Origin of the sequence: Bradyrhizobium sp. 2S1 (assembly GCF_011516625.5) — a bacterium.
In the GTDB taxonomy this organism is placed as follows: domain Bacteria; phylum Pseudomonadota; class Alphaproteobacteria; order Rhizobiales; family Xanthobacteraceae; genus Bradyrhizobium; species Bradyrhizobium septentrionale.
Genome location: NZ_CP147717.1, coordinates 105,718 through 127,856, shown reverse-complemented (window position 1 = coordinate 127,856; position 22,139 = coordinate 105,718). Strand labels below are relative to the sequence as shown.

Annotated in this window: 12 protein-coding genes, 6 pseudogenes and 1 riboswitch; of the genes and pseudogenes, 8 read left to right on the top strand and 10 right to left on the bottom strand. The window is 60.0% G+C overall.

Annotated features, from left to right (window positions below; translation table 11 throughout):
* Positions 1-133 precede the first annotated feature (133 nt).
* Positions 134-415 carry a hypothetical protein gene (locus HAP54_RS00570; RefSeq protein ID WP_166298517.1) on the bottom strand — a complete coding sequence of 94 codons (282 nt, stop codon included), beginning with the start codon at positions 413-415 and terminating at the stop codon, positions 134-136.
* Between the two features lie 281 nt (positions 416-696).
* On the opposite strand from HAP54_RS00570, the gene HAP54_RS00565 reads away from it, so the two are divergent.
* Positions 697-1,023 (top strand): hypothetical protein, encoded by a 327-nt coding sequence (locus tag HAP54_RS00565; RefSeq protein WP_224741431.1) that lies wholly within the window; start codon positions 697-699, stop codon positions 1,021-1,023.
* A gap of 316 nt (positions 1,024-1,339) precedes the next feature.
* Here HAP54_RS00565 and HAP54_RS00560 read toward each other — a convergent pair.
* Positions 1,340-2,438: pseudogene (locus tag HAP54_RS00560) on the bottom strand (ISAs1 family transposase).
* Between the two features lie 762 nt (positions 2,439-3,200).
* Between HAP54_RS00560 and HAP54_RS00555 the strand changes: the two are divergent.
* The 3 genes from HAP54_RS00555 to hemN all read left to right on the top strand — a co-directional run bounded on the left by HAP54_RS00555 (position 3,201) and on the right by hemN (position 6,228).
* Positions 3,201-3,884 carry a helix-turn-helix domain-containing protein gene (locus HAP54_RS00555; RefSeq protein WP_166214488.1) on the top strand — a complete coding sequence of 228 codons (684 nt, stop codon included), beginning with the start codon at positions 3,201-3,203 and terminating at the stop codon, positions 3,882-3,884.
* Between the two features lie 120 nt (positions 3,885-4,004).
* The gene (locus HAP54_RS00550; RefSeq protein ID WP_035978447.1) at positions 4,005-4,628 is read left to right on the top strand and encodes a hemerythrin domain-containing protein; all 624 of its coding nucleotides are present in this window, start codon (positions 4,005-4,007) and stop codon (positions 4,626-4,628) included.
* 247 nt (positions 4,629-4,875) lie between these two features.
* A complete protein-coding gene (hemN, locus tag HAP54_RS00545; protein ID WP_165125887.1) occupies positions 4,876-6,228 on the top strand; it encodes an oxygen-independent coproporphyrinogen III oxidase in 1,353 nt (450 codons plus the stop codon).
* Positions 6,229-6,966: 738 nt separating this feature from the next.
* Here the strand turns inward: hemN and metE are convergent.
* Positions 6,967-9,311, bottom strand: a pseudogene (metE, locus tag HAP54_RS00540) (5-methyltetrahydropteroyltriglutamate--homocysteine S-methyltransferase).
* Between the two features lie 103 nt (positions 9,312-9,414).
* A riboswitch (cobalamin riboswitch) is annotated at positions 9,415-9,614 on the bottom strand.
* A 1,036-nt stretch (positions 9,615-10,650) separates the two neighbouring features.
* Here metE and HAP54_RS00535 point away from each other — a divergent pair.
* A complete protein-coding gene (locus HAP54_RS00535; protein WP_166298516.1) occupies positions 10,651-11,994 on the top strand; it encodes an IS1380 family transposase in 1,344 nt (447 codons plus the stop codon).
* A 603-nt stretch (positions 11,995-12,597) separates the two neighbouring features.
* A complete protein-coding gene (locus HAP54_RS00530; protein ID WP_166214486.1) occupies positions 12,598-13,449 on the top strand; it encodes a nodulate formation efficiency C protein in 852 nt (283 codons plus the stop codon).
* A 56-nt stretch (positions 13,450-13,505) separates the two neighbouring features.
* On the opposite strand, the pseudogene HAP54_RS00525 reads toward HAP54_RS00530, so the two are convergent.
* The 7 genes and pseudogenes from HAP54_RS00525 to istA form a co-directional block, all read right to left on the bottom strand.
* Positions 13,506-14,153: pseudogene (locus HAP54_RS00525) on the bottom strand (IS66 family transposase); the annotation flags it as partial.
* Positions 14,154-14,375: 222 nt separating this feature from the next.
* Positions 14,376-14,489, bottom strand: coding sequence for an IS66 family insertion sequence element accessory protein TnpB (tnpB, locus tag HAP54_RS52345; protein ID WP_166298515.1), 114 nt, complete (start codon positions 14,487-14,489; stop codon positions 14,376-14,378).
* Positions 14,490-14,734: 245 nt separating this feature from the next.
* Positions 14,735-14,908 (bottom strand): annotated as a pseudogene (locus HAP54_RS52340) (transposase); the annotation flags it as partial.
* A gap of 415 nt (positions 14,909-15,323) precedes the next feature.
* Positions 15,324-16,925 carry an IS66 family transposase gene (gene tnpC, locus HAP54_RS00515; RefSeq protein WP_166205729.1) on the bottom strand — a complete coding sequence of 534 codons (1,602 nt, stop codon included), beginning with the start codon at positions 16,923-16,925 and terminating at the stop codon, positions 15,324-15,326.
* 125 nt (positions 16,926-17,050) lie between these two features.
* Positions 17,051-17,404, bottom strand: a complete 354-nt coding sequence (gene tnpB, locus HAP54_RS00510; protein WP_166205730.1) for an IS66 family insertion sequence element accessory protein TnpB — start codon at positions 17,402-17,404, stop codon at positions 17,051-17,053.
* 188 nt (positions 17,405-17,592) lie between these two features.
* A complete protein-coding gene (istB, locus tag HAP54_RS00505; protein WP_166294386.1) occupies positions 17,593-18,456 on the bottom strand; it encodes an IS21-like element helper ATPase IstB in 864 nt (287 codons plus the stop codon).
* Between the two features lie 8 nt (positions 18,457-18,464).
* Positions 18,465-19,955 (bottom strand): annotated as a pseudogene (gene istA, locus HAP54_RS00500) (IS21 family transposase); the annotation flags it as partial.
* 113 nt (positions 19,956-20,068) lie between these two features.
* On the opposite strand from istA, the pseudogene HAP54_RS00495 reads away from it, so the two are divergent.
* Positions 20,069-21,064, top strand: a pseudogene (locus HAP54_RS00495) (IS630 family transposase); the annotation flags it as partial.
* A gap of 14 nt (positions 21,065-21,078) precedes the next feature.
* A complete protein-coding gene (locus tag HAP54_RS52335) occupies positions 21,079-21,504 on the top strand; it encodes an acyl-CoA dehydrogenase family protein (RefSeq protein ID WP_166298514.1) in 426 nt (141 codons plus the stop codon).
* Positions 21,505-22,139: the final 635 nt, after the last annotated feature.

The window sequence follows — 22,139 nt, the reverse complement described above, 5'->3', positions numbered from 1 at the left end:
CCCGTTCGCCCAACCTACACCTCAAGCGCGTTGCAAAGTACGGGTCGGTCAGGCGGTGAAAAGCCGAAGGCAATCCCGCGCGCCTCGTCAGAGCAGATGTGCGGCCACATCAATCGGACTAAAAAAAGCACTCTCACGAATAGGACGGGCTAGCAGTATCGCAAACGGCGCGAAATGGCTTTTTCAGGCTGCGCGCACCTGATGGTGCACAGTAGTTTCGGAGGCAAGGCTTCGAACCGGGCTCAGAAAGACGCCTTCGGCACGCACTGGCGGACAGGTTGACCGCGCCGAACGAGTCGTGCATCACCTCGGTTGCTTGCTTGTCATCCTGGTATTCAGCACCTGTTTTGCCGCGACTAACAATGTCGATCAGGTGATGGCTAAGAACGGCATCCGCAATCTTTTGCTCGATCACCCTTCCTGGTCTCGGCGGCATAATCGCTGTGCATGAATGATGCAGTTGCGCGGCTGGCATCACCGACGGACCACATGCCATGCTGGCTTTTCTCTAGTTGACACCGGGCCATTGCGCGACAGCTACACGTCCAGTTTAATCGTGCCTAACCAAATCAGCGACTGCGTATGAAGCAGATCAATTAAACGGCCCGGATTGTGCTTCGACAACCAGCATGTCCTTCACGCCAGAGAGCGGCAATGTTCAGGAATATATTGGTCCGTCTTCCTACGGAGCTACCGGTGCGGGCTGCGGTAGATGGTTCGATTTCCTTCGCATTGAGCACGGGCGCGCATCTTGATGTTGTCGCGATCGGGTACGAAAGGACCATTGCTCCGCTCGTTGCGCTCGGCGGGGCGACCGTCACTTCGGTCTCTGAGGTCGAACAGGAGCGTGCATTGGAGCGAGCCAAAGCGGCACTCTGTGTCTTTGATCTGCAGGCAAGAAACACCGGTATCTCCTACGTGAGCCGCGCGCTGAGTGCGGTTCCGGCCGACGCGCCGGATCATCTGCGCGAGCGCGCGAGTCCACGATATGAGCATCGTCACGCAACCTCAGGGCGGCTATGACAGCTACGATAACGTTATTCCCAAGCGAATGCTTTTCCAAGCCGGCGGACCCGCTCTGTACCTGCCATGCATCTTCCACGGCCCGTTTTCGGCCAGGCGAATCGGGATTTGCTGGGACGGCAGCCGTCGCGCGGCCCGCGCGTTGCACGACGCGATGCCGCTGCTGCGCGAAGCTGACGTCCTCACCATTGTCGCGATCGCCGCTCCAAACAGGCTTCCGGCGGAAAGTTCTAAGGAGCATTTGGGGCAGTACCTTGCAAAGTCAGGCCTTGCTGCAAAGGTCGTTTCACTCCCGGCATCCCGGTCAGCGGCAGGGCTATCGCATATGGCTAAGAACCTGCATGAGAAAGGCCTCGTCCCAGCCTGCGCGTCTGATCTTGAGGTTGATGGACTTGCGATCGGGGTGGGCTCGCAGGATGTTGAGGGCAAGGCGTCGGAGAATGGCGAGATTCTCCGGTGCGTGGTCCTTGCGGGAGCGGTTGCGATCCTCGGCAAAATGGACGTCGAGCACCCAATGCAGCCGGTTCTCAACGGCCCAGTGACTGCGGGTGACGTCAAGCAGCCGCTTGGCAGAGATATATCTGGACAGCAGATAGTAACGTACGACCGGCGGATCGGCGCGCTGGTCACGCAGGCGCCGGCGCGAGGTGACGCGGCCCACGGCCGCCACGCCGGGGAAGCGTTCAGCCAGGGTCGTGTTGCGCATGACGGTCGCACGTCGCGCCTCGCTGCGATCATGGGCCGGGCGGTCGGTCTGCTGGACGGTGCTGCGCTGCCCCGATCGCGCAAACTGCTGCGTCACCGCCTTGAACAAGAGGCCACGGTTCGCCTTGATCGTCAGAACATAATGTCCGCCCCGATCAAGCACCGCTGCAGCAAATCGGCGGTGGCAATGCAGGGGCATCGGCGGTCACAGTGCAGTCTTCAAGGGAGAGAAGATCCAGCACCTCCAAGGCGCCCGCCGTCTCGTTGCGCCCCGGCGCTTTTTGTTGCGCCAGAGCCATGCGTGCTTCGACTGCGAAGACGTTGACCAGATGCAGTGGCGTTGCCCGTCCGCCGCGTTCATAGGCACGCCGCAGAGCTTTGCCATCGACCGCAATCACGCCGGTAAGCTTGAGCCCATTGGCCTTGGCAAACGCCGCCATGAAGCGGCGGAAGGCGAACTCAAAGGCCTGCGGCTTGAGCAGACGGAACACCCGACTGAACGTATCGTGGCTGGGGATGCCGTGCTCCAGCTTCAGGAAGAGGCGCAACAAGCCTTCCTTGGACTGTCCAAACTCCTCCATCTCCGCGCAGCTGCCGGCTCCGCACAGAACCGCCGCCAGCGCGATGAACAGAACTTCCAGCAGTTCGTGGCTCGCATTGCCTGCGCGCGGGTCCGGCAAGCGCCCAAACGCCCTTCTGAACTTCCGCATCCGACTCCCTCCAGAATCCGGGAGTCGTCTTCAGAATCCTTCTTGCCTTCCAACGCAATAGCTAGCCAAAACCCATATGCGATTCCCCTGCGGTCAGCGGGGCGCACCCTCCTGTCGCTCGCGGCGCACCAAAGCTTCGACCTGCTGGTGATGGGCGGATCCGGCGCCTTCGTCCACGGCCGATTTCGGCTCTCCGCCTTAGGATCACCTGGCCAATAATCCTTCTCCAGCCACCGGCCGGCCGCCGCTGTGACAACGCGCATATTGGCGGCATCCCCTCATCGGTTACGCCAGGTCCACCTGGACGACGAGCTTGGTATGATCTGATACGCGCGCACGTGTAAGCCCGAGAACTTGGCTCGGGTAACATATTGATCCGGCTCAACGGCTGGCCTTGCCGCTCTCCGGTGATTTTGGTGGCAAGACTGTCCGTGAGCAGTTCCTCCAGCAGCTCGATCGATATCGACCTGCCCATTCTAAGGCATTGCGCTTCCGCCTGGCTCTTCCCGGGAGATTGGCCCAGGCTTGCGATTGTTTCCATCGGCAAGGCCGACCAAGCCGGCAGCCTCTTTCGATCCAAAGGCCGCCTGGCCGGCTTCGAGCGGGTTGGAGCAAGCCAGGGGCAGCGCTGCACTAGGACGGCATTACAGGACCTACGTGTAAATACTTAGTGGCTTCTACTTAGGGAAAACATCCGAATTTGCCGGCCCGTTGGAAGCGGCCAATCTGAGCCCCATCGTCGTTAGCAAGATTGAGTCCGCCATGCAGGCCCAGGCCGCACCTTCTCACGAGATCAGCCGACATCCGACTAGCGTCTTGCGCAGGCAGCCGCATGGTTGTGGTCCGTTTGGTATGATTGCGGCACCGATGCGGTTCACTCGCAACAGCGAAATCTTCGGCGAGGATGAGGCAGCTGAATACCTGTATCAAGTGGTGTCAGGTGCTGTGCGAACCTACAAGATTCTGGAGGACGGACGCCGTCAGATCGGTGCATTTTATCTGCCCGGCGACATCTTCGGCTTCGAGGCCGGAGAAAGCCATATCTCTTCGGCCGAGGCGATCTGTGAGACGCATCTGCTGATGGTGAAGCGCTCCGCCGTCATTGTTCGCGCCAGTCACGAGAGGGAGCTCACGCGACAGCTGTGGGACGGTATGGCGCTGGAGCTCCGCCGCTTTCAGCAACATTCAATGCTCCTGATCGGCAGCGCAGAAGATCGGGTGATGGCCTTTCTGCTCGATATGTCTCGCCGCGCTACCAAGAAGGGTGCGATCGAACTTCCCATGTCACGGCAGGATGTTGCCGATTACCTTGGTTTGACCATCGAGACGGTGTCGCGCACCTTTACCCAACTTGAGCAGAATGGCGTTATTGCCCTACCAACCTCACGCCGAGTCGAGCTGCGTGACGGCAGATTATCCAGCCGCTATGTGCAGAACTTGGGTTAAGTCGCAAGCCGCGGCGAAAATGCGAATTCTGCAAGAACAGCGCGGACAATTGCGGCGCCGTGAAGGACACTGAACCTTAGCTTGAGCGATCTGCTACCTTGTTCCTCCATGGAGCCCACAATGATCATCGATCTGTTGCTTCGAGAGCATCGCAATATTGATCTTCTTCTGACTTTCCTCCAACGCGAATTGGAGGTTTTCGAGCATGGGACCCGTCCGGACTATGAGGTCATTCGCGCGATCCTCAGCTACTTCGAGGTTTACCCGGCGATGTACCATCATCCTCAAGAAGACTTGATTTTCTCAAAGCTCGAGACTCGCGATCCGGATGCGGCTGCGATCGTCGGCAATCTCGCACATGAACACCAGGAAGTCGTCGACCGTCTGCACCACGCCGTTCAAGCTATTGATGGGATCCTCGCGGATCGTGAACTCGTTCGGCAAGACGTCGGCAATATCGTACGCGACTTTATCGTACGCGAGCGGCACCACATGATGTTGGAAGAACGAGATTTCTTTCCCGCCGCCGTTCTGGCTCTATCCCCTCAGGATTGGACCGACATCGCTTCTGCTCTCACCGATCATGGTGATCCCCTATTCAGCGAAGCAGCAAGGGCGACCTCCGATGCGCTAAGAGCGCATATCCTAGAATTGGAGCAAGAAGCTGAAGCCGAACGGAGTTCGGTCGCTCTTTCCTCCGGAATGGCCGGCAGCCCGCTACATGGCCTCACGAGGGACGGCTAATATCCTTCGGGAGAGGAATACTTTCTCCCTTTGCTCATGCAGGCCCAATTGGATCAAAACGAGAACTGGCCTGCATGCCGCCCATTGCTGCGGCATCACCGCTTCATCGCGATCCAGGGACGATATACGCCGTGGGCATGCCCTACCAATTTGGCTTCAGACTCGCCACTGCCATCAGCCACCAATTAAACTGACGCAGCGCAAAAACCTATCCGGCGTATCTGCGATTTGGACCCAGAGAAGAAGAATGCGACCCGACTTGGCAAAATCCTACGGGCAGCACTCCCTGCCACGCTACACCAGCTATCCGACGGCTCCCCATTTCTCGGCGTCAGTTAGCGAATCCGACTATCAAGCGTGGCTCAAGTCGTTAGGCGGCCAGCAGTCCGCCTCGATTTACGTGCACGTGCCATTTTGCCGAAGCATGTGCTGGTACTGCGGCTGCCACACATCTGTCATGAAACGCCAGGAGCCGCTCGCGACCTATGCAACCGCACTGCGAACTGAAGCCTACCTCATTGGAGAAACCATCGGTCGACGACAACCGGTCTCCCATGTCCACTTCGGCGGCGGCACGCCGACGATCATGACACCTGAAACGTTTGCTGATCTGGTCGCCTCGTTGCGCTATTCGTTCGCAATTTTGCCTGATGCCGAGATCGCCGTAGAGATCGATCCACGCATATTGACCGAGCCGATGGCCGAGGCGCTAGGCTATTGCGGGGTCAACAGGGCGAGCCTAGGTGTCCAAAGCCTCGATCCGGTTGTTCAACGGGCCATTGGCCGTCTGCAGAGCTTCGAACAGACCGCAGTATCGGTCGATCGTCTACACCGCGCCGGCATCGGCCGGATTAATTTCGACCTGCTCTATGGGCTGCCCCAGCAGACCGTCGTTTCCTGCCTCGACACTCTCTCCAAATGTCTCGAACTGCATCCGGATCGGTTCTCGGTGTTTGGCTACGCGCACGTTCCTTTCCTTAAGAAGCATCAACGCAAGATCGATGGATCCACTCTGCCCGACAGCGTCGAGCGACACCTGCAATCGGAAACGATCGCGCAAGCTTTGGTCGACGCTGGATATGTACGCATCGGCATCGATCACTTCGCCCTGCCGGACGACAATCTCGCCCTGGCACGGCAGGAAGGCAGGTTGAGGCGCAACTTTCAAGGTTATACGGATGATTCGGCGGACACCCTCCTTGGACTCGGCGCCAGCGCCATTGGCCAGATGCAACAAGGGTTCGTCGCGAACGCTGTGTCGATAAAGGACTACCTTGCTCGCATCGCCGAGGAACGGCTGGCCACGATGAAGGGCTATTTGCTGGCCGACGACGATCGCTTCCGCGCCGAAATCATCGAGCGACTCATGTGCGGCATGGCAGTCGATCTTTGCGAGACATGCCGTCGTTACGGCAAGGATCCGAGCCTGGCCGTCGTCGATCGTTCTCGACTCGCCAACCTGATCGCAGATGGAGTTGCCGTACTGGACGACGGTCGACTTTCCGTGGTCGATGGCGCAGAGTTTCTGGTCCGGAGCGTCGCATCTTCGTTCGACGCGCACCTCCCTGGGTCGAGGGCTACGCACAGTCGGGCGGTTTGAACCGAAGCCAACCCGATCCGGTTCCGATCGGAGATCAACATCACCAAATCGGCTTCTGGTTAGGAGTATCGCACGGCTGATAGCACGCCGATTTGGCATCCGGTCCCGAGCTATCTACAAGCGTCGTCACACCCACTACGTCGAGCCGCACGTAGATTTCAAACACTCGTTGGAACCGAGGATTCCAATCGGGCGACAACGGTTTGACCAACGACCGACCGAATCTGGCCTAACTCAAGCTGCTCATTTCATTGGTGATGATGAGGTCCTTGCGTGCGCGATTTTGGTATGTCTCGGTGATTGAGCGTATTGTTTGCGGGCAGGAGAGCGCACCACGTTTTGCGGCCCGTTGCCTTCCATGCGGCGATCGCTCCACATCATCGCCCACCCATGCTCGACTCAGCGAGTCGTTGAGACAGTCCTCATCAGCAACAACCTTGGTGTAGTTTTCTAATCCTTGGCTATATTGGCCGCATACCAGGGCATAATTGAGTTACGATCATCCTGTGCCTTAACTGGGACTTAGATTTTCGGCGAATGTCCTCGCCGAGATCGAGCCGTCGGCCGTGCTCCCTCTGCCGATGGAAGTGGCCGCGATGCCTAGCAGCGTCGCTCCTCCCAGACTCGACTTCCGCCCGGCCGCTAAACGCGGCCGGGCCTTTTGTATTCACGAAGGCTCTCCCGGGACTATCGAGATCTCCTTAAGCCGATCAGCTCGACGAAAGACCTGACCAAGGATCAATGGCCTATTGGAGCGGATGCAGCGCGCAGTTCGCGGGCCGCAGCGACCATGTTGACAAGTGCCGGGCGAACCTCCTCCCATTTGCGTGTCTTCAAGCCACAGTCCGGATTGACCCAGAGCTGCGACCGCTGCAGCCGCTTCAGAGCCAAGGCCATGAGCTCCTTCATCTCGCCGGTCTCGGGAACGCGTGGGGAATGAATGTCGTACACGCCTGGCCCAATTTGGTTCGGATAGTTGTAGTTCCTGAACGCGTCGAGCAGTTCCATCTTCGAGCGCGAAGTCTCAATCGAGATGACATCTGCGTCCATTGCAGCAATCGCATGGATGATGTCGTTGAATTCTGAGTAACACATGTGGGTATGAATCTGAGTTTGTTCGGCGACGCCCGATGAGCAGATGCGGAAGCAATCTCCAGCCCACTCGAGGTAAACGGTCCACTGCGCACGACGCAATGGCAAGCCTTCGCGTAGTGCAGCCTCATCGATCTGGATCATGGAAGCACCCGCATTCTCGAGATCGCCGACTTCATCTCGAATTGCGAGCGCAATCTGACGGCAGACTTCGCTTCGGGGAATATCCTCGCGAACGAACGACCAGTTCAAGATCGTTACTGGTCCGGTCAACATCGCCTTCATCGGCCTTTTGGTTAGCGACTGCGCATAGCGCACCAGTCCACCGTGATCGGCTTCGGCCGCGAGACATCTCCAAACAGGATCGGCGGCCGGACACAGCGCGAGCCATAGGATTGCACCCAACCGTTTTTGGTAAATGCGAAGCCGGAGAGTTGCTCGCCGAAGTACTGCACCATGTCATTGCGCTCAAACTCGCCATGGACGAGCACGTCCAGACCGATGTCTTCCTGCCAACGTACGGCGCGCGCCGTCTCTTCCTTGAGGAACTTGTCGTATTGCTCGTCGCTCATCGCGCCTCGCGCATGCGCCGCCCGGGTATTACGGACCTCTGAGGTCTGAGGAAACGATCCGATCGTCGTGGTCGGGAACGCTGGCAGCCCGAAGCGCTTGCGTTGGATCTCGGCCCGACTGGCAAATGGGCTGGCGCGCCGGCGCATGGCCTGGTTGATCGCACTCAGCCGGACAACGACATTGGCATCTCGGATCTTCGGCGACGTCCGGCGGACGGCTGCGGCACACTCCGATTCCGCAAGAGCTTTCGCAACATTCTGGTCGCCTGCGAGTGCCCGCGCCAAGGTCGCAAGCTCACGCATCTTCTGAACCGAGAAAGCAAGCCAGCTCTTGACGTCGGAGGCGAGCCCGGTCTCGAGTTCAACATCGACCGGCACATGAAGCAGCGAGCAGGATGGGGCGATCTGTACGCGGTCCTTACCAAGCTTCGCAATCGCGGGGTCCAGTCGCTGGCGGAGCGCCGACAAATTCGATCGCCAAACATTCCGACCGTCTATGACGCCGAGCGACATGACGAGGTCACTTCGGCCGCTCGCAATGATCTGGCTCAATAACTCTGGCGCGCGAACCAGATCGACGTGAAGCCCGGCAACAGGCAGGCGCAGGGCAGCGTCCAGATTGTCGCAGAGGCCACCGAAATAGCTTGCAACCATGATCTTGATGGCCGGCCCTTCCTTTGCGAGCCGGCCATAAGCATGTACCAAGGAGTTTCGCGAACTCTCATCCAGATCAAGGACTAGCCAAGGTTCGTCGAATTGAACCCAATTTGCCCCGCGTTTGGCCAATTCCTTCAAAAGCTCAATATAGACCGGTATCAGGTCATCCAGCAGTGACAGTGGCTGGAACGCACGATCGGCACTCTTGCCAAGCTTCAAGAATGTAACCGGCCCGATCAGGACAGGGCGCGTCTGAAAGCCAAGGGCCTTGGCTTCCTCGTACTCCTCGATTGGTTTGCGAGAGGATAGTCTGAAAGTCTGCCCCGGGTGAAATTCCGGGACCATGTAATGGTAGTTGGTGTCGAACCATTTGGTCATCTCCTGCGCGGGTGCGCCATATCCACGCGACGGGTGACCGCAACTCCCATCCTGACCGTCGCATTGTGACCCGCGTGCCATGGCGAAGTATGTCTTGAGCGAAATGGATCCGGCATTCGTCTCGTAGACTTCTGGGATGGCACCAACCATGACACTGGTGTCGAGCACCTGGTCGTACAGCGAGAAATCGTTCGATGGGATCACGGTGATACCGAGAGACCTCTGGCGAGCCCAATTTGCGGCACGTAGGCCAGCTGCATCCTCGAGCAACTGCTGTTCGGCGATTTTTCCGGCCCAGTAACTTTCGAGCGCAACCTTGAGCTCTCGCCTTGGACCGATGCGTGGCGTTCCGAGTGTGGCAACCGGAAGAGAGAGAAGAGACATAGCGTTAACCCCATATTGGGGGGCAAAGGCCATGGCGGACGCAGGCAGAAGAAGTCGCGCGAGCGACCGCTGCTTGGCGCACCACCGGGACACCCCGCCCGTGGACGAAGATAGTGTCGGGGCAGGTCTCCTGGCTCGCGGCTCAGCGCTGCTGTCCGGCCTTCCCGAAACCGTCAGGCTTCAGTGACTTCGTTGGACAGCGGCTCGCCGCTCACAGTTGCGGGGACAGCGCCGGCATTGACACCGGCTTCCCTCTTAGCTCCGGCCTAATGAGACCGGAGAACCTCGACACCTTCAATTATCGGCAAAAGGGATGTTCCGTCAACCTCGCGAATTCATGTTGCGATCTGCTAATGTGCCTAGCGGCATGCCCACCGTTCATCCTCGATGCAGAAGTCGCTCTGCAATCACGGACATCGGATGACATCCCGAAAGTCCCTCCGCGTGGGCAGCGACAAATCCGAATACGCCGCCTTTGCGCCGAGGACCACTTGGTCGAACAGACGGCTTTCATGCAAGCTGGCCCCGGTTCATCAAGCACGGCGCGCTGCGCTGCCTTCTCCAAGCAATCAACGATCCACCGAATAAGATAGCATACGCGGCGCGAGGTGTTTCTGTGATGCCAGCCATTTCTGGTAGGCGTCACTCGGACACTTTTTGGCGATACTGCCCAGGCAAGCATATCAACCAAACCAAGGAGACCGGCTCGCAATGAAAATGGCTGTTTGGAGTGCCCTCGGTGTCTTTGCTGTTGCCGTCTCGGCGGTCGGCTTGTTCGGATTGATGGTAAGACCGCTCTTGAGTAACGCCGCTCGACAGATTCTCTCGAAACTATTGATCGGCTCAAGCCGAGGCTAGCACGGCTCAGCGCCTCTACCTGCTTGCGGAGGACAGGACTTGCGTCGAAGCCGCATCTTCCGGTCGATTGAAGAGCACGATATGCGCCGGCCGACACGAGCGATCGCGCATGCCAGTGAATGCTATCATCTCGCCCGCCTGCTTAAAGCGTGCACTTCGGCGGCGTCTGTTCTAAACGCCCGGCGCTGATGGGCGGTTTCGTATCGTTGTGGGCCCTTGAGTGCCAAGCACATCTGCCTGGCGCTGCAACTAGCACTTCAGGACTGTCGCATAGTCGCGAAGGAGCGCCAATCGCGTGTGGATAGAGCCACGACGTTCAAAACCGAACGACGGGTTCGATGGTAGACAATCTGCTCTAGCCCGTCTTATTCGTCAGAGGGCGCCTGAGAGGCTGGCGAGCGTGGTGTAAAGCGCTGATGCGGCGTAGGATTCGGTTGCAAAGCCAACCCCATCACCTTCAGCCGCGAACACCACGCCCGCCATGATCGATGATACGATTCTGCCCTTCTCGTTTCCAGCCGTTCACGCCAGGAAAGTCACAGCTGCCTTCGATGGCGGTCGGCTGACCTCGAACGGGGGCGTGATGCTTCTGGCGATGGCCGAGCGGCGTCTCGGCTTGGCCGACAATTTGGCCCGGGTGTTCCCGGATCGGCGCGATCCGACGCGGGTCGTGCACAGCCTTGTCGATATGTTCCGCGCGCGCATGTTCGCGATCTGCTGCGGCTACGAGGACGCCGACGACCTCGATCATCTGCGGTCCGATCCCGCATTCAAGCTGGCCTGCGGACGGCTGCCGGACACGGGTCGCGATCTGTGTTCCCAACCGACGCTGTCGCGGCTGGAGAATGCTCCGCGCCTGCGCGACGTGATCCGACTGACCTACACTTTGGTCGACGCATGGATGGATAGCTACCCGCGCGAGCCGGCATCCGTCACGCTTGACATCGATGATACCTGCGATGTCGTCCACGGCCATCAGCAGCTCTCGCTGTTCAACGCTCATTATGACGAACGCTGCTTCCTGCCGATCCACGTCTACGACACGGAGAAGAGCCGGCCCGTGGCGGTCGTGCTGCGGCCCGGCAAGACGCCGGGCGGCGTCGAGGTGCGGGCCCACCTGCGCCGCCTGATACGGCATATCCGGACGCGGTGGCACAACACGCGAATTACGTTCCGTGGCGACGGGCACTATGCCCGGCCGGAGGCAATGGCGTGGTGCGAGACCAACGGCATCGACTACATCTTCGGTCTGTCCGGCACCAAGCCGCTCGCCAGAAAACTCGACGAGGCCGCCGACGACATCCGCACGCGACGCGCCATCGAGAACCTGCCGGTTCTGCGTGGCTATACCGAGACGCGCCACAAGGCCAAGTCCTGGGATCGCGAACGGCGTACCGTCGCCCGTATTGAGGCGACGATGCTCGGCCTCGACATCCGTTTCGTCGTCACCAGCCTCGATGTCGGCTCGGCCGAGTGGATCTACGACAGCCTGTATTGCGCGCGCGGCCAAGCCGAGAATCTGATCAAGCTGCATAAGACACAGCTCGCCTCCGATCGCACCAGCTGCCGTTCGGCGCTCGCCAATCAAGTCCGCCTCGTTCTCCACACCGCCGCTTATTGGCTGATGCTGACCGTGCGCGACGCGATTCCCAAAGCCCGGGAATTGGCCACAGCCGAGTTCGCGACGCTGCGTCTTCGTCTCTTGAAACTCGCTGCCCGTGTCGTCGAGACCACGAGCCGCATTCGCCTTGCGTTTGCCGCGGCATGTCCCGAAGCCGACCTGATCCGCGGCTTGCCAAGCGCGCTGCTGCCGCTCGGTCCTTGACCGGCGGGGCGTCCGCCCCCCGTTCGCCCAACCTACACCTCAAGCGCGTTGCAAAGTACCGGTCGTCAGGCGGTGAAAAGCCGAAGGCAATCCCGCGCGCCTCGTCAGAGCAGATGTGCGGCCACATCAATCGGACTAAAAAAACGCACTCTCACGAATAGGACGGGCTAGACTGTCGTGAGACACCTCGCCGCAAGTCGATCACCTGCGCCACCGGAGATTAAGCGCGTGATCAAGCGCGTGCCATGAATTCTGCAGGTCGAGGCGGACTGAAGGGACGCATTGCAACGTACGCAGGTCGGAAAGTCGACAAAGGCGACACAATTATAGTGCAAACGGCCGCCTATTAGCTGGCACGAAGAATGCAGGCTCTCGGTAGCCCAGGCTTCTCCTCCTGGGTAGGTCCAGCATTGCAAGTTGAGGCTGTGGCTAGCCACCGAAGTTAGCGGCGCGTGACACAAAGGGGACTACGCCTGCTCGCGCGGGACACCAGCGGGCGCCCCCGTCACGTCGCCGCTAACTTCATGCGATCGCGCATAGCGCGTTGAAGTTACCCGCCTCGGAATTGATGTGTGTGGATGAAAGCCAGACGAGCCGACAACTATGAAGCGTAAAACGGTTGGAAGACATGTGCTTTGGTTCTGGCTCATTCGATCGCTGATCTGCCACGCCGAGCTGGCCACGACGAGCAACAGTGTTCGCGCCAACGACAACGCCCTTGTCGAACGGGTCAGGTCAACATGGCGAGCGCAGGACGGCGAGACCATAGAACAAATTACCTCCAAAGTCTCGAAGGTGGCGCAGTTCGTCACTCAAACGTGGGGGGTCGCTGAAGGAGTTGACCGAACTGAATACGTGTATCTGTCGTGGACAAGGCACCACGAGCGTGCATCAGACGAAGTGTACGTTATCACCTGGAAGGTCGCATCTGACGGAGGCATTGAAGTGGCGTCGACATATGCAAAGCCCATTGAACTGGGCTGGCGCGCCTTTGCGCTCTCGCTGATCGCCGGTGAAATCGCAGATGGCGAAAGGACCGCTAATCTTCACTTTCTGCATGATCCGGCCAACTTCAACTTCGTGACGACGGCGCAAGGAAAGCTCGGCAATCTTCTGCGGCGCGGCCGCTGCAATATCATGGAACCCGTTGTAGTGGATTACGTGCCGAAGCCGAATGAGAATGCGACCGATAAGGGTGACATGTGGCGTGTCCTGCTTTTGGTGAACTGTAACATTCCAGGGCCGCGCTATTTTACCCGCAACGGGGTCATCACCTTCGAGAAGCGGGCGCGACGAGATTGGGAGCCGCAATCCTTCTTTGCCAAGCGCATTGCGGCATTTCCTCCGGGCTCTTGGTTCGATCGCATAGAGCCAGATGAACATGACGCATTGGAGAAGGCGCGAAAGGCCTCGGCAAATGGCCCCACAGATCATGATCCCAGCATAACTCCTTGAGACTGAGCGTCACGGAGCAGCCATGCGGTCTGCACTTAGCGCATTCTGTTACTCACGCGGACGTAGATGGCCTCCTGCCGGTAGAGCGGTTGGCCATCGGCATATTTGGCGACGGCGATCTGGGCTAAAAGCGCTTCCGTCGGAATGCCTCCTTCAATAATATGGACCGGGGCCGGGCCTGGATCACGCCGTCCTCCTTCTTGACGGCGCGTAACGATCACACGGAACTTCACCGGCACCACATCCAGACGCTCTGACACGTCCTCGCCGATCACCACCTTCTGCTTGACGGCATGCTCAGCCAGCTCTTCCGGCTCAATGACCGTTTCGATCCGTTCCAGATGGGGCGCAAAGCCCTGGCGCCGACGCGGTACGCTTGCCATCCGCTTGCTCACGGCCCTCGTTGACCTGGGCCTTGATCGCAGCGATGCCGGTCTCGATTTCCTCGAAGACAAAGGTCTGCTGTTCATCGTCACCGTTCGCAGAGCCGAGCTTTTCCGGTTCGTCGGCCGAACCGGGCGCGGTCGAAGGACCTTCAGGATCTGCGTCAGCCGCTCGATACGCGCATCGGCATCGGCGTTGCGCGCCCTGATCGGCGACTTCGCTCTCCAGAGCATCGGCGCGGGCCGCCTCTCGGCCATCGCAAGCACCATGGCTCTCAGCATCTTTACGTCATTCGGGAGGTTGTGATCGGGCGGCGTCATTGACCCGACCAGAGCACATTTTGCCCCGGTTCTCTTGCCTTTTCAGCCCACTGATTCACTTCGCCGCAGCGCTATACCCAACAGTTTCCGGCGGCTTGACCGCCACGGTCTGGACCCGCTTCCAGTCCATTCAATCCACCAGTGCCATCAACTGCGCAGGATTCATCTGCACCCGATGATGCCCGATCTGCGGCCAACAGAACGTCGCCTTTTCAAGACGTTTTAGAGGCACACGCCGGAGCCATCCCACCATACGATCTTGATTCTATCGGCTCTTTTGGCCCGGAATACATAAAGCGCACCGTCGAACGGATCTGAACCGGCATCCCCGCACAAGCACAACAAGACCGTCGATACCCTTGCGGAAGTCAACTGGATGGCTGGCGAGGAACACCTTCACACGAGAGGGGATCATGCCGAACGGACCGCCCGGATCACCCGCTGCAAGTGCGCCTCGTCAACATCGACGCCGGCGCGCACGACTACCTCGCCCATCGCAATTTCGATGCACCTGTCACAGACGCCACCACACCCTCGCAACCCGAGTGCCGCGAGCGACAATGCCGCTCGGCCCGAGCATCACGGCGCCAGGCGAACAACTGCGACGGGTGAATGACGATCCGGCGGGCGATCGTCGAGACGCTTGCGCCAGGCTCCAGCGCCTCTGTCACAACTTGCTCCTTGAACTCGTCCGACCAGCGTCGGCGAAGCTGACGCGGCGCTCCCTCAAGACGGTCGGCGACCACTTCGATCATATGCAAGGTTCTAGTTCCAGAACTAGGCGCAGACATAGAAGCTCACATCGGCTTCCAAACTCAACATCCGATAGCCGATCGCTCACCCACTCCGCCAAACGGGTCTCTTTGCTTTCAATTACCCATAACTTTGACCACACGGGCTGATCCGCTGATCGGCCAGAATCTTGAATCGAACGAATCGCTTGTGATTCCTTTCTGAGCACCTAATTCGCGCGGAGGTGCTCTATGGGGCTGACGTTAAGGGATCGATCGGCAAAAGGCTGTTTGCGGTCTTTGGAACGGTGAATGTTGGATTGATTGTAAGCGCGCATTTTACTGCACAGGCTGCGCGCGCGGCTGGCCGCGGCGTCGCGTGGCGCCGGGGCCCAGCGGGATCATCGGAACGGCTTGATTGATCCTGAGCGTTTGACGGTCAGCCGCTGTCGTTGTCAGCTGGCAGGTTTTTTTGAGCGGTGCAATTGAACGGCAACAGATCTTCGATATCGGCGTCTGGCGCGCGTTGGGGCAATTCGGTGAGCGCGTGACGTAGCCATGCATAGGGATCGACGCCGCATGCCCGGCATGTCAGCACCAAACTGTAGATCACGGCGCTTGCCTTGGCGCCGGCAACGGTGTCGCTGAACAGCCAACTTTTTCGTCCGGTGCAAAACGGCCTGATGTCGCGCTCCAGAACATTGTTATCGATCGGGGCGAGACCGTCACTGGTGTAACGGGTCAGATAATCCCATTGGTTGCGTGCATAGGCGATCGCCTTGCCGGTCAAGCTTTCGGGTAGCACCTTCGGCGCCTGGTCGTCGAGCCAGGTCCGGAAGGCGGCCAATACCGGCAGGCTATGCTGCTGGCGCAGCCGCAAGGTGTATGCGGCGCGCGTTTCGCCGTCGGGCGGCGTCTGGCGCGCCACCCTCTCGACCTCGTACAACGCCTCGAAGAACTTGAGCGCCTGCAATGGCGGACCGCCAGGCTTTGTCCTGGCCTTGAGCGCATCGGTAAATTTCCTGCGCGCATGCGCCATACAGCCGAGATGGGTCGCGCCTGTCAGCGTGCGCCAGGCGTCATAGCCGTCGCTCATCAACAAGCCGCGATAGCCGGCCAGGAAGGCCTGAGGATGTTGCTGGCCGCGACCGGGCTGGTAATCGAACAGCACGACCGGCTGCGCGCAGTCCTGGCCGCTGCGATAGGCCCACATGAAGGATTTGGCCTGCGCATCACGGCCGTCCTCTTTAAGAACCTGGACCCAGGTTTCGTCGCCGTGGACCAGGGGCTGCGACATGAGCTTTTGCTGTAGCGCGTCATAGACCCGATGCAGATGCAACTCGCTCGCCCGGATCACCCAGTTGCCCAGCGTCCCGCGGCTGATGCTGACGTCGGCGCGCCCCAGCGCGTCCGCCACACGGTACAGCGGCGTGCCGTCGACGTATTTGTTGGCGAGCACCAGCGCCAGCGTCGATGGCGTGGCGACGCTACCCGGCAGCGGCTGCGCCGGCATCGGCGCGGTCACAATCGGGGTGTTCAGCGCGGTGCGCTCGCAGTGACGGCAGGCATATTTGAACCGCACATGTTGCAGCACCGACGCCTTGACCTCGACGTGCAACTGCTCGGTGACGGTCTCGCCCATCCGATGCATCCGATTATGGCAGCACGGACAGTCCTTTTGATCCTCACCCAGATCGTGTTCGACGCGTTGGCGCGGCAGATCGTCAGGCAGCGGCTTGCGGCCGCGTGCCTTCGGCGCCGGCTTTGGAGCCTCCGGCAATCCCGTGTCCGGCACGGCGACCGCCTCGACATCGTCGTCGTCCCGGCTTTCAGCGGCGGCCTGCTCGGCTTCGTTGAAGATGCGCTCCTTGAGCTTTTCGCTCTTCGGCGCATACCGGTGCAGGCGCTCCAGGCGCAACTGCTCCTCTAGATGCAGCACGCGTTGTGCGAGTTTCTCGTTTTCGGCCTTCAGCGCCGCGATCTCGGCCGCGTGCGCCGCGATCAAGGCTTCCAGTTCGTGCGTCGTGGGCTTGCGACTCATCGGAGTCTTGAATCGAAGTCATGCCGCCGCGTCAACCGGGCTCCCATGTCTTCGTCATGTCTTCGGCCGCGTCATCTGAGAACGGCCATGCCGAAGCCCGATGACGCCGCCCGCATCGAACACGCTCAGCCCACGCTCTGATATTGCCGCACCGGATGACGACGCACCGCCGCGATGTTGATGCCGTCAAGCAGCCAGTGCAGCTCCTCCGTCGTCAGCGTCAGCACCGCCTCCTGACTTCGGGGCCAGTGGAATCTGTCGGCCTCCAGCCGCTTCAGCAGCATCCAAAATCCTGACCGATCATAAATCAGCAGCTTGATCCGGTCGCGGCGACGATTGCAGAACGCGAACACCGCGCGCTGGAACGGATCCAGCCCCATCGACTGCTCGACCACGATCGCCAGGCTGTTGATGCCCGCCCGGAAGTCAATCGGTTCGCGGTGAAGGTAGACCCGAAGATCAGACGCCAGTCGGAACATCGCAACGCCCCAGCGCTTCAATCACCGCCGACAGCAACTGCGCGTCGCCGCCTTCCAGCGAAAGCGTCACGCCGTTGGGCATCGATGCCGTCAGCCGCCCTGCACAGGATCGCTCCGTCGCGCAAACCGCAATCGCGCCAGCAGATCGAGTTGGCGACGGCGACGGCGCGCGAACCGGAATAAAGGTGTCAATCGGCCTGCAAATTTGACCCCTCATCGGCGTCCAATTTTGACCCCTTCGTGCGGCGGGCTTTGCTGGTAGCGCTCGTCTCGTCGGAGCTGGCCGGGATAGCGGAGGCGAGACGAGCGCGGGTGGCGTGATCGTCGTCTCGGCTCTTGAACCGCCAGCTATCGTTGCCGGTCTCGACAATGTCGCAGTGATGGGTCAATCGGTCGAGCAGCGCTGTGGTCATTTTGGCGTCGCCGAACACGCTCGGCCATTCGCCGAAGGCGAGATTGGTCGTCACGATGACGGAGGCGCGCTCATAGAGCCGGCTGACGAGGTGGAAGAGGAGCTGGCCACCGGACTGGGCGAAGGGCAAATAGCCGAGTTCATCCAGCACGATGAAGTCCATCCGGGTCAGATGCTCGGCGAGCCGTCCTTGCCGTCCGTTGCGGGTCTCGGTCTCGAGGCGATTGACGAGGTCGACTACGTTGAAGAAGCGGCCGCGGGCACCGGATCGGATGCAGCTTCTGGCGATGGCAATGGCCAGGTGGGTCTTGCCTGTGCCGGTGCCGCCAACCAGCACGACATTGCGTTGCTGGGCGATGAAGCCGCCGCTGGCGAGATCATTGACGAGAGTCTGATTGATCGGCGTGCCGTCGAACTGGAAGTCGGCGATGTCCTTGGCAAGCGGCAGCTTGGCAATGGTCAGCTGGTATTTGATCGAGCGGGCCTGCTTCTCGTTGATCTCGGCGTTAAGCAGGTCGCCGACAATGCGCTGAGGTTCGTGCTGGCGCTTGACGGCAGTTGCCATGATCTCGTCGAAGGCAGCCTTCATGCCGTAGAGCTTGAGCTCGCCCATGAGGTCGAAGATTTGGGTTCGTTCCATCAGATGGTCCTCCGGAGGTTGTCGTAGCGGGCACAATCGGCGATCGGTGCATGACGGAGCGTCAGTGCGGCCGGCGTCATGATGTTGGCCGGTGGGGCGGGTTCACGTTGACGGGCCAGGATGTTGAGCACGACATCGGCGGAATGGACGCCATGACCGAGCGCTTCGGCACAGGCCGCTTCCACCGCGGACAGACCGTCAGTCAGCACCGCGGTGAGGATGTCGACCATCTGCCGATTGCCATCGTCGGTGCTGGCAAGCTTGCGCCGGATCCGCTCGATCGCGGCCGGCAGCACCCAGTCTTTGAAGGGAGCGCCGTTGCGCAAGGCACCGGGTTTGCGAGCCAGCACCGGCACATAGTGCCAGGGATCATAGGTCGTCTCGCCGCGGCCAAAGGATCGCGGGTGCTCGGCAACGATGCGTCCATCCTGACGGATCACGATGCGGTCGGCATAAGCCTGGACTTCGACCGGCCGTCCGACTGCGCTGGCTGCGACCGAGTACTTGTTGTTGTCGAAGCGCACCAGGCAGGTCTTCGAGACCGATGCCGTCACCGCATGGAAGCCGTCGAAGCGGCCGGCATAGGGAACGAGCTTGGGACGCTCGGCTTCGAACACTTCCCAGATCGTCTGATCGACCAGCTCCGGGTGGCGATGAGCCTTGGCGTAGGCGATGCATTTGTCGAGCAGCCAGGCGTTTAACTCGTCGAGGTTTTTGAACCGCAGCCGCGGCGTGAAGAAGCGCTCCCGGACCAGCCCGACCTGGTTCTCGACCTGCCCCTTCTCCCAGCCCGACGCCGGCGTGCAGGCGACCGGATCGACCAGATAGTGGCTGCACATCTGCAGGAAGCGGCGATTGTAGAGACGCCCTTTACCGACGAAGATCGTCTCTACGGCGGTCTTCATGTTGTCGTAGATGCCGCGGGTGCAGGTGCCTTTGAACAGAGCGAACGCCCGGTCGTGGGCGTCGAACACCATCTCCTGCGTCTCCCGCGGATAGGCCCGCACGAACAGCATGCGGCTGTGACAGAGCCGGACATGGGCGGCCTTCACCATCACCGTGGTCCCGCTCAGCAAGACCACCTCGTGGCTCCAGTCGAACTGGTAGGCTTCGCCTGGGGCAAAGCTCAGCGGGACATAAGCCGCCGCGGTCGATTGCCCGCGTTCTTTGCTCCACCGCCTGGCGTAACGCCGCACGGCATCGTAACCGCCGTCGTAGCCGCGGCCGCGCAGCTCTTCGAAGATCCGGATCAACGTCAGCTGTTCACGAGCCGATTTGGCCGCGTTCGCCGCCAGCAATCCGTCAAGCTCTACTGCCCATCGTCCCAGCTTTGGCCGCGGCTGCACCTGCCGCTCGTACTCGAAGGAGGTCTCTCCCGACCTCAGCACCTTCCGGACCGTGTTCCGCGACACCTTCAGGTCACGGGCGATCTCCTTGATCGTCTTGCCCTTGATGAAGTGCTCGCGCCGGATCCGGGCAATTGTCTCCACGATCAGCATCCCCCACCACCTGCTTCGTTCCAAAGCAGGCAGCGCAACAGATCAATCTGTAGGGGGTCAATTTTGGACGCCGATCCCCCGGCTTAGGGGGTCAATATTGCAGGCCGAATGACACCCCGGTGACGTTGCAGCGGGATTTGAAGCGGGCGCGGATAGTTCTGTTGGCGGCGGATGGACGCAGCACTCGGTCGATCGCCAAGGAAGTTGGGGTCCAGCCGCGGATTGTCAGCCTTTGGCGGCATCGCTATGCCGACCAAGGCCTTGAAGGGCTGCAAGACAAGCCGCGACCGGGCAAGCAGCCAATCTATACGAAGGCCACCGACAAGCGGATTCTGAAGCTGCTGGACAAGCCGCCGCCGGACGGGTTCGCACGCTGGACCGGGCCCCTGCTGGCCGGGGCGCTGGGCGATGTTGACGTCCAATATGTCTGGCGGTTCCTGCGCAGCCACAAGATTGACCTCGCGGCTCGTAAGTCCTGGTGTGAGAGCAACGACCCGAACTTTACGGCCAAAGCCGCCGATGTTGTCGGCCTCTATGTCGCCCCGCCCGCGAAGGCCATTGTGCTGTGCGTGGACGAGAAGCCCTCGATCCAGGCTTTGGAGCGAGCGCAGGGTTATCTGAAGTTGCCCAATGGCCGCGCCTTGACCGGCCAGAGCCACGATTACAAGCGGCATGGCACCACAACATTGTTTGCGGCGCTCGAAGTCGCCACCGGAAAGATCATCGCGGCGCATTCAAAACGCCGACGCCGCGTCGAGTTTCTCGACTTCATGAACAGCGTCACCGCGGCTTTTCCGAACCGGAAGCTTCACGTCATCCTCGACAACCTCAACACCCACAAGAAGAACGAGCATTGGCTCAAGGCCCACCCCAACGTGCAATTTCATTTCACGCCGACAAGTGCGTCTTGGCTCAATCAGGTCGAGGTATGGTTTTCGATCTTGCAGGGGCAGTCGCTCAGCGGCACCTCCTTCACAAGCCTCACGCAGCTTCAGGAGCACATCGATGCCTACGTCAACGCATACAACGACAGAGCCGAGCCCTTCGTCTGGACCAAGAAAAAGGTCCGTCAACGCCGTTTCAAAGGCCGCCGTATCACTCAGCTCTGATTCTGGGTACTAGTATGAACCGCGGGCGCATCGGTGTGGCTGCTATGGGTCTTGGAGCCCTTGAGCGCGCTATCCAGGTCGCAGCCTCATATGCAAGCCATCGTCGACTGGGTAAGCTGCGCATGATCGAGAACAGCTATATCGAGCAGTTATTTGAGCAGATGGTACTCCGGCGGGAAGTAGTGAAGGCAATGCTAGCTGCATCCTGCCGACTTGTCTCAGCGCAGAGCGCGCCCAACGTCCACCTTGCGTCGGCAACGAAGGTTCTGTCGGCGGAGTGGTGCGGCGTCGTCGCAGATCAATGCTTACAACTGTTAGGTGGCCGTGGTTACGATGAGGGAACGCCTGTAGCTAAAATTTATCGAGACGCTCGCATTCTCCGCATCTTCGAAGGTCCGACTGAGGCGCTCCTATCACATCTCGGCCGCTGCCTTCTCTAGAGCCACACGTGACGAAATAGCCGATCTTTTTCTGTCTCTTGGTGCGGCGCCGGTCCATGCTGCTGCAATTGAGAAACTCTCTGGGCTCAATGAGACAGACGGTGCCGTGCTAATCTATGCGGGTTGGCTCACCACACTAGGACTGGCACAAGCTGTCATGTCTGCTGGTTGCTTCTCCGCCGCAGATTGCGCCGCAGCCGCGGCTGACCTTGTTGGTTCCGAACTAGCAACTCTCCGTACTCGCGCACCGGCACGGCTATCTTTCGAAGGGCGCGTTCGCGCTAGTCGGACACTGAATACCTTCCTTCAAGACGCAGCTTCTTCTATCCGCTCACCTGTCCTCACGAGCGATTACCTCAAGCTGGAGCAGTATGTCTGATCCCGTAGCTAACAAGGGGAGCGAGGAGGCCCGTCTTATAACTGCTGGCATTGCGAACGCCCCGATTCACGCTCGCTCCTCAGCGAACGCTTGGCGTCCGAAAGCCTGTTCGAAGAAAACGCTGAGCGCCTCAGCTTGCGTCCCGGCGGGGAGAGGACGGCGCCACGGTAGCCTCACTCATGGTGCTTAAGGCTTCTCGTTGAAAACACATTGCGATGCGTGGTGGCAATGATGCGTGGTGGAAATAACGCAGTCG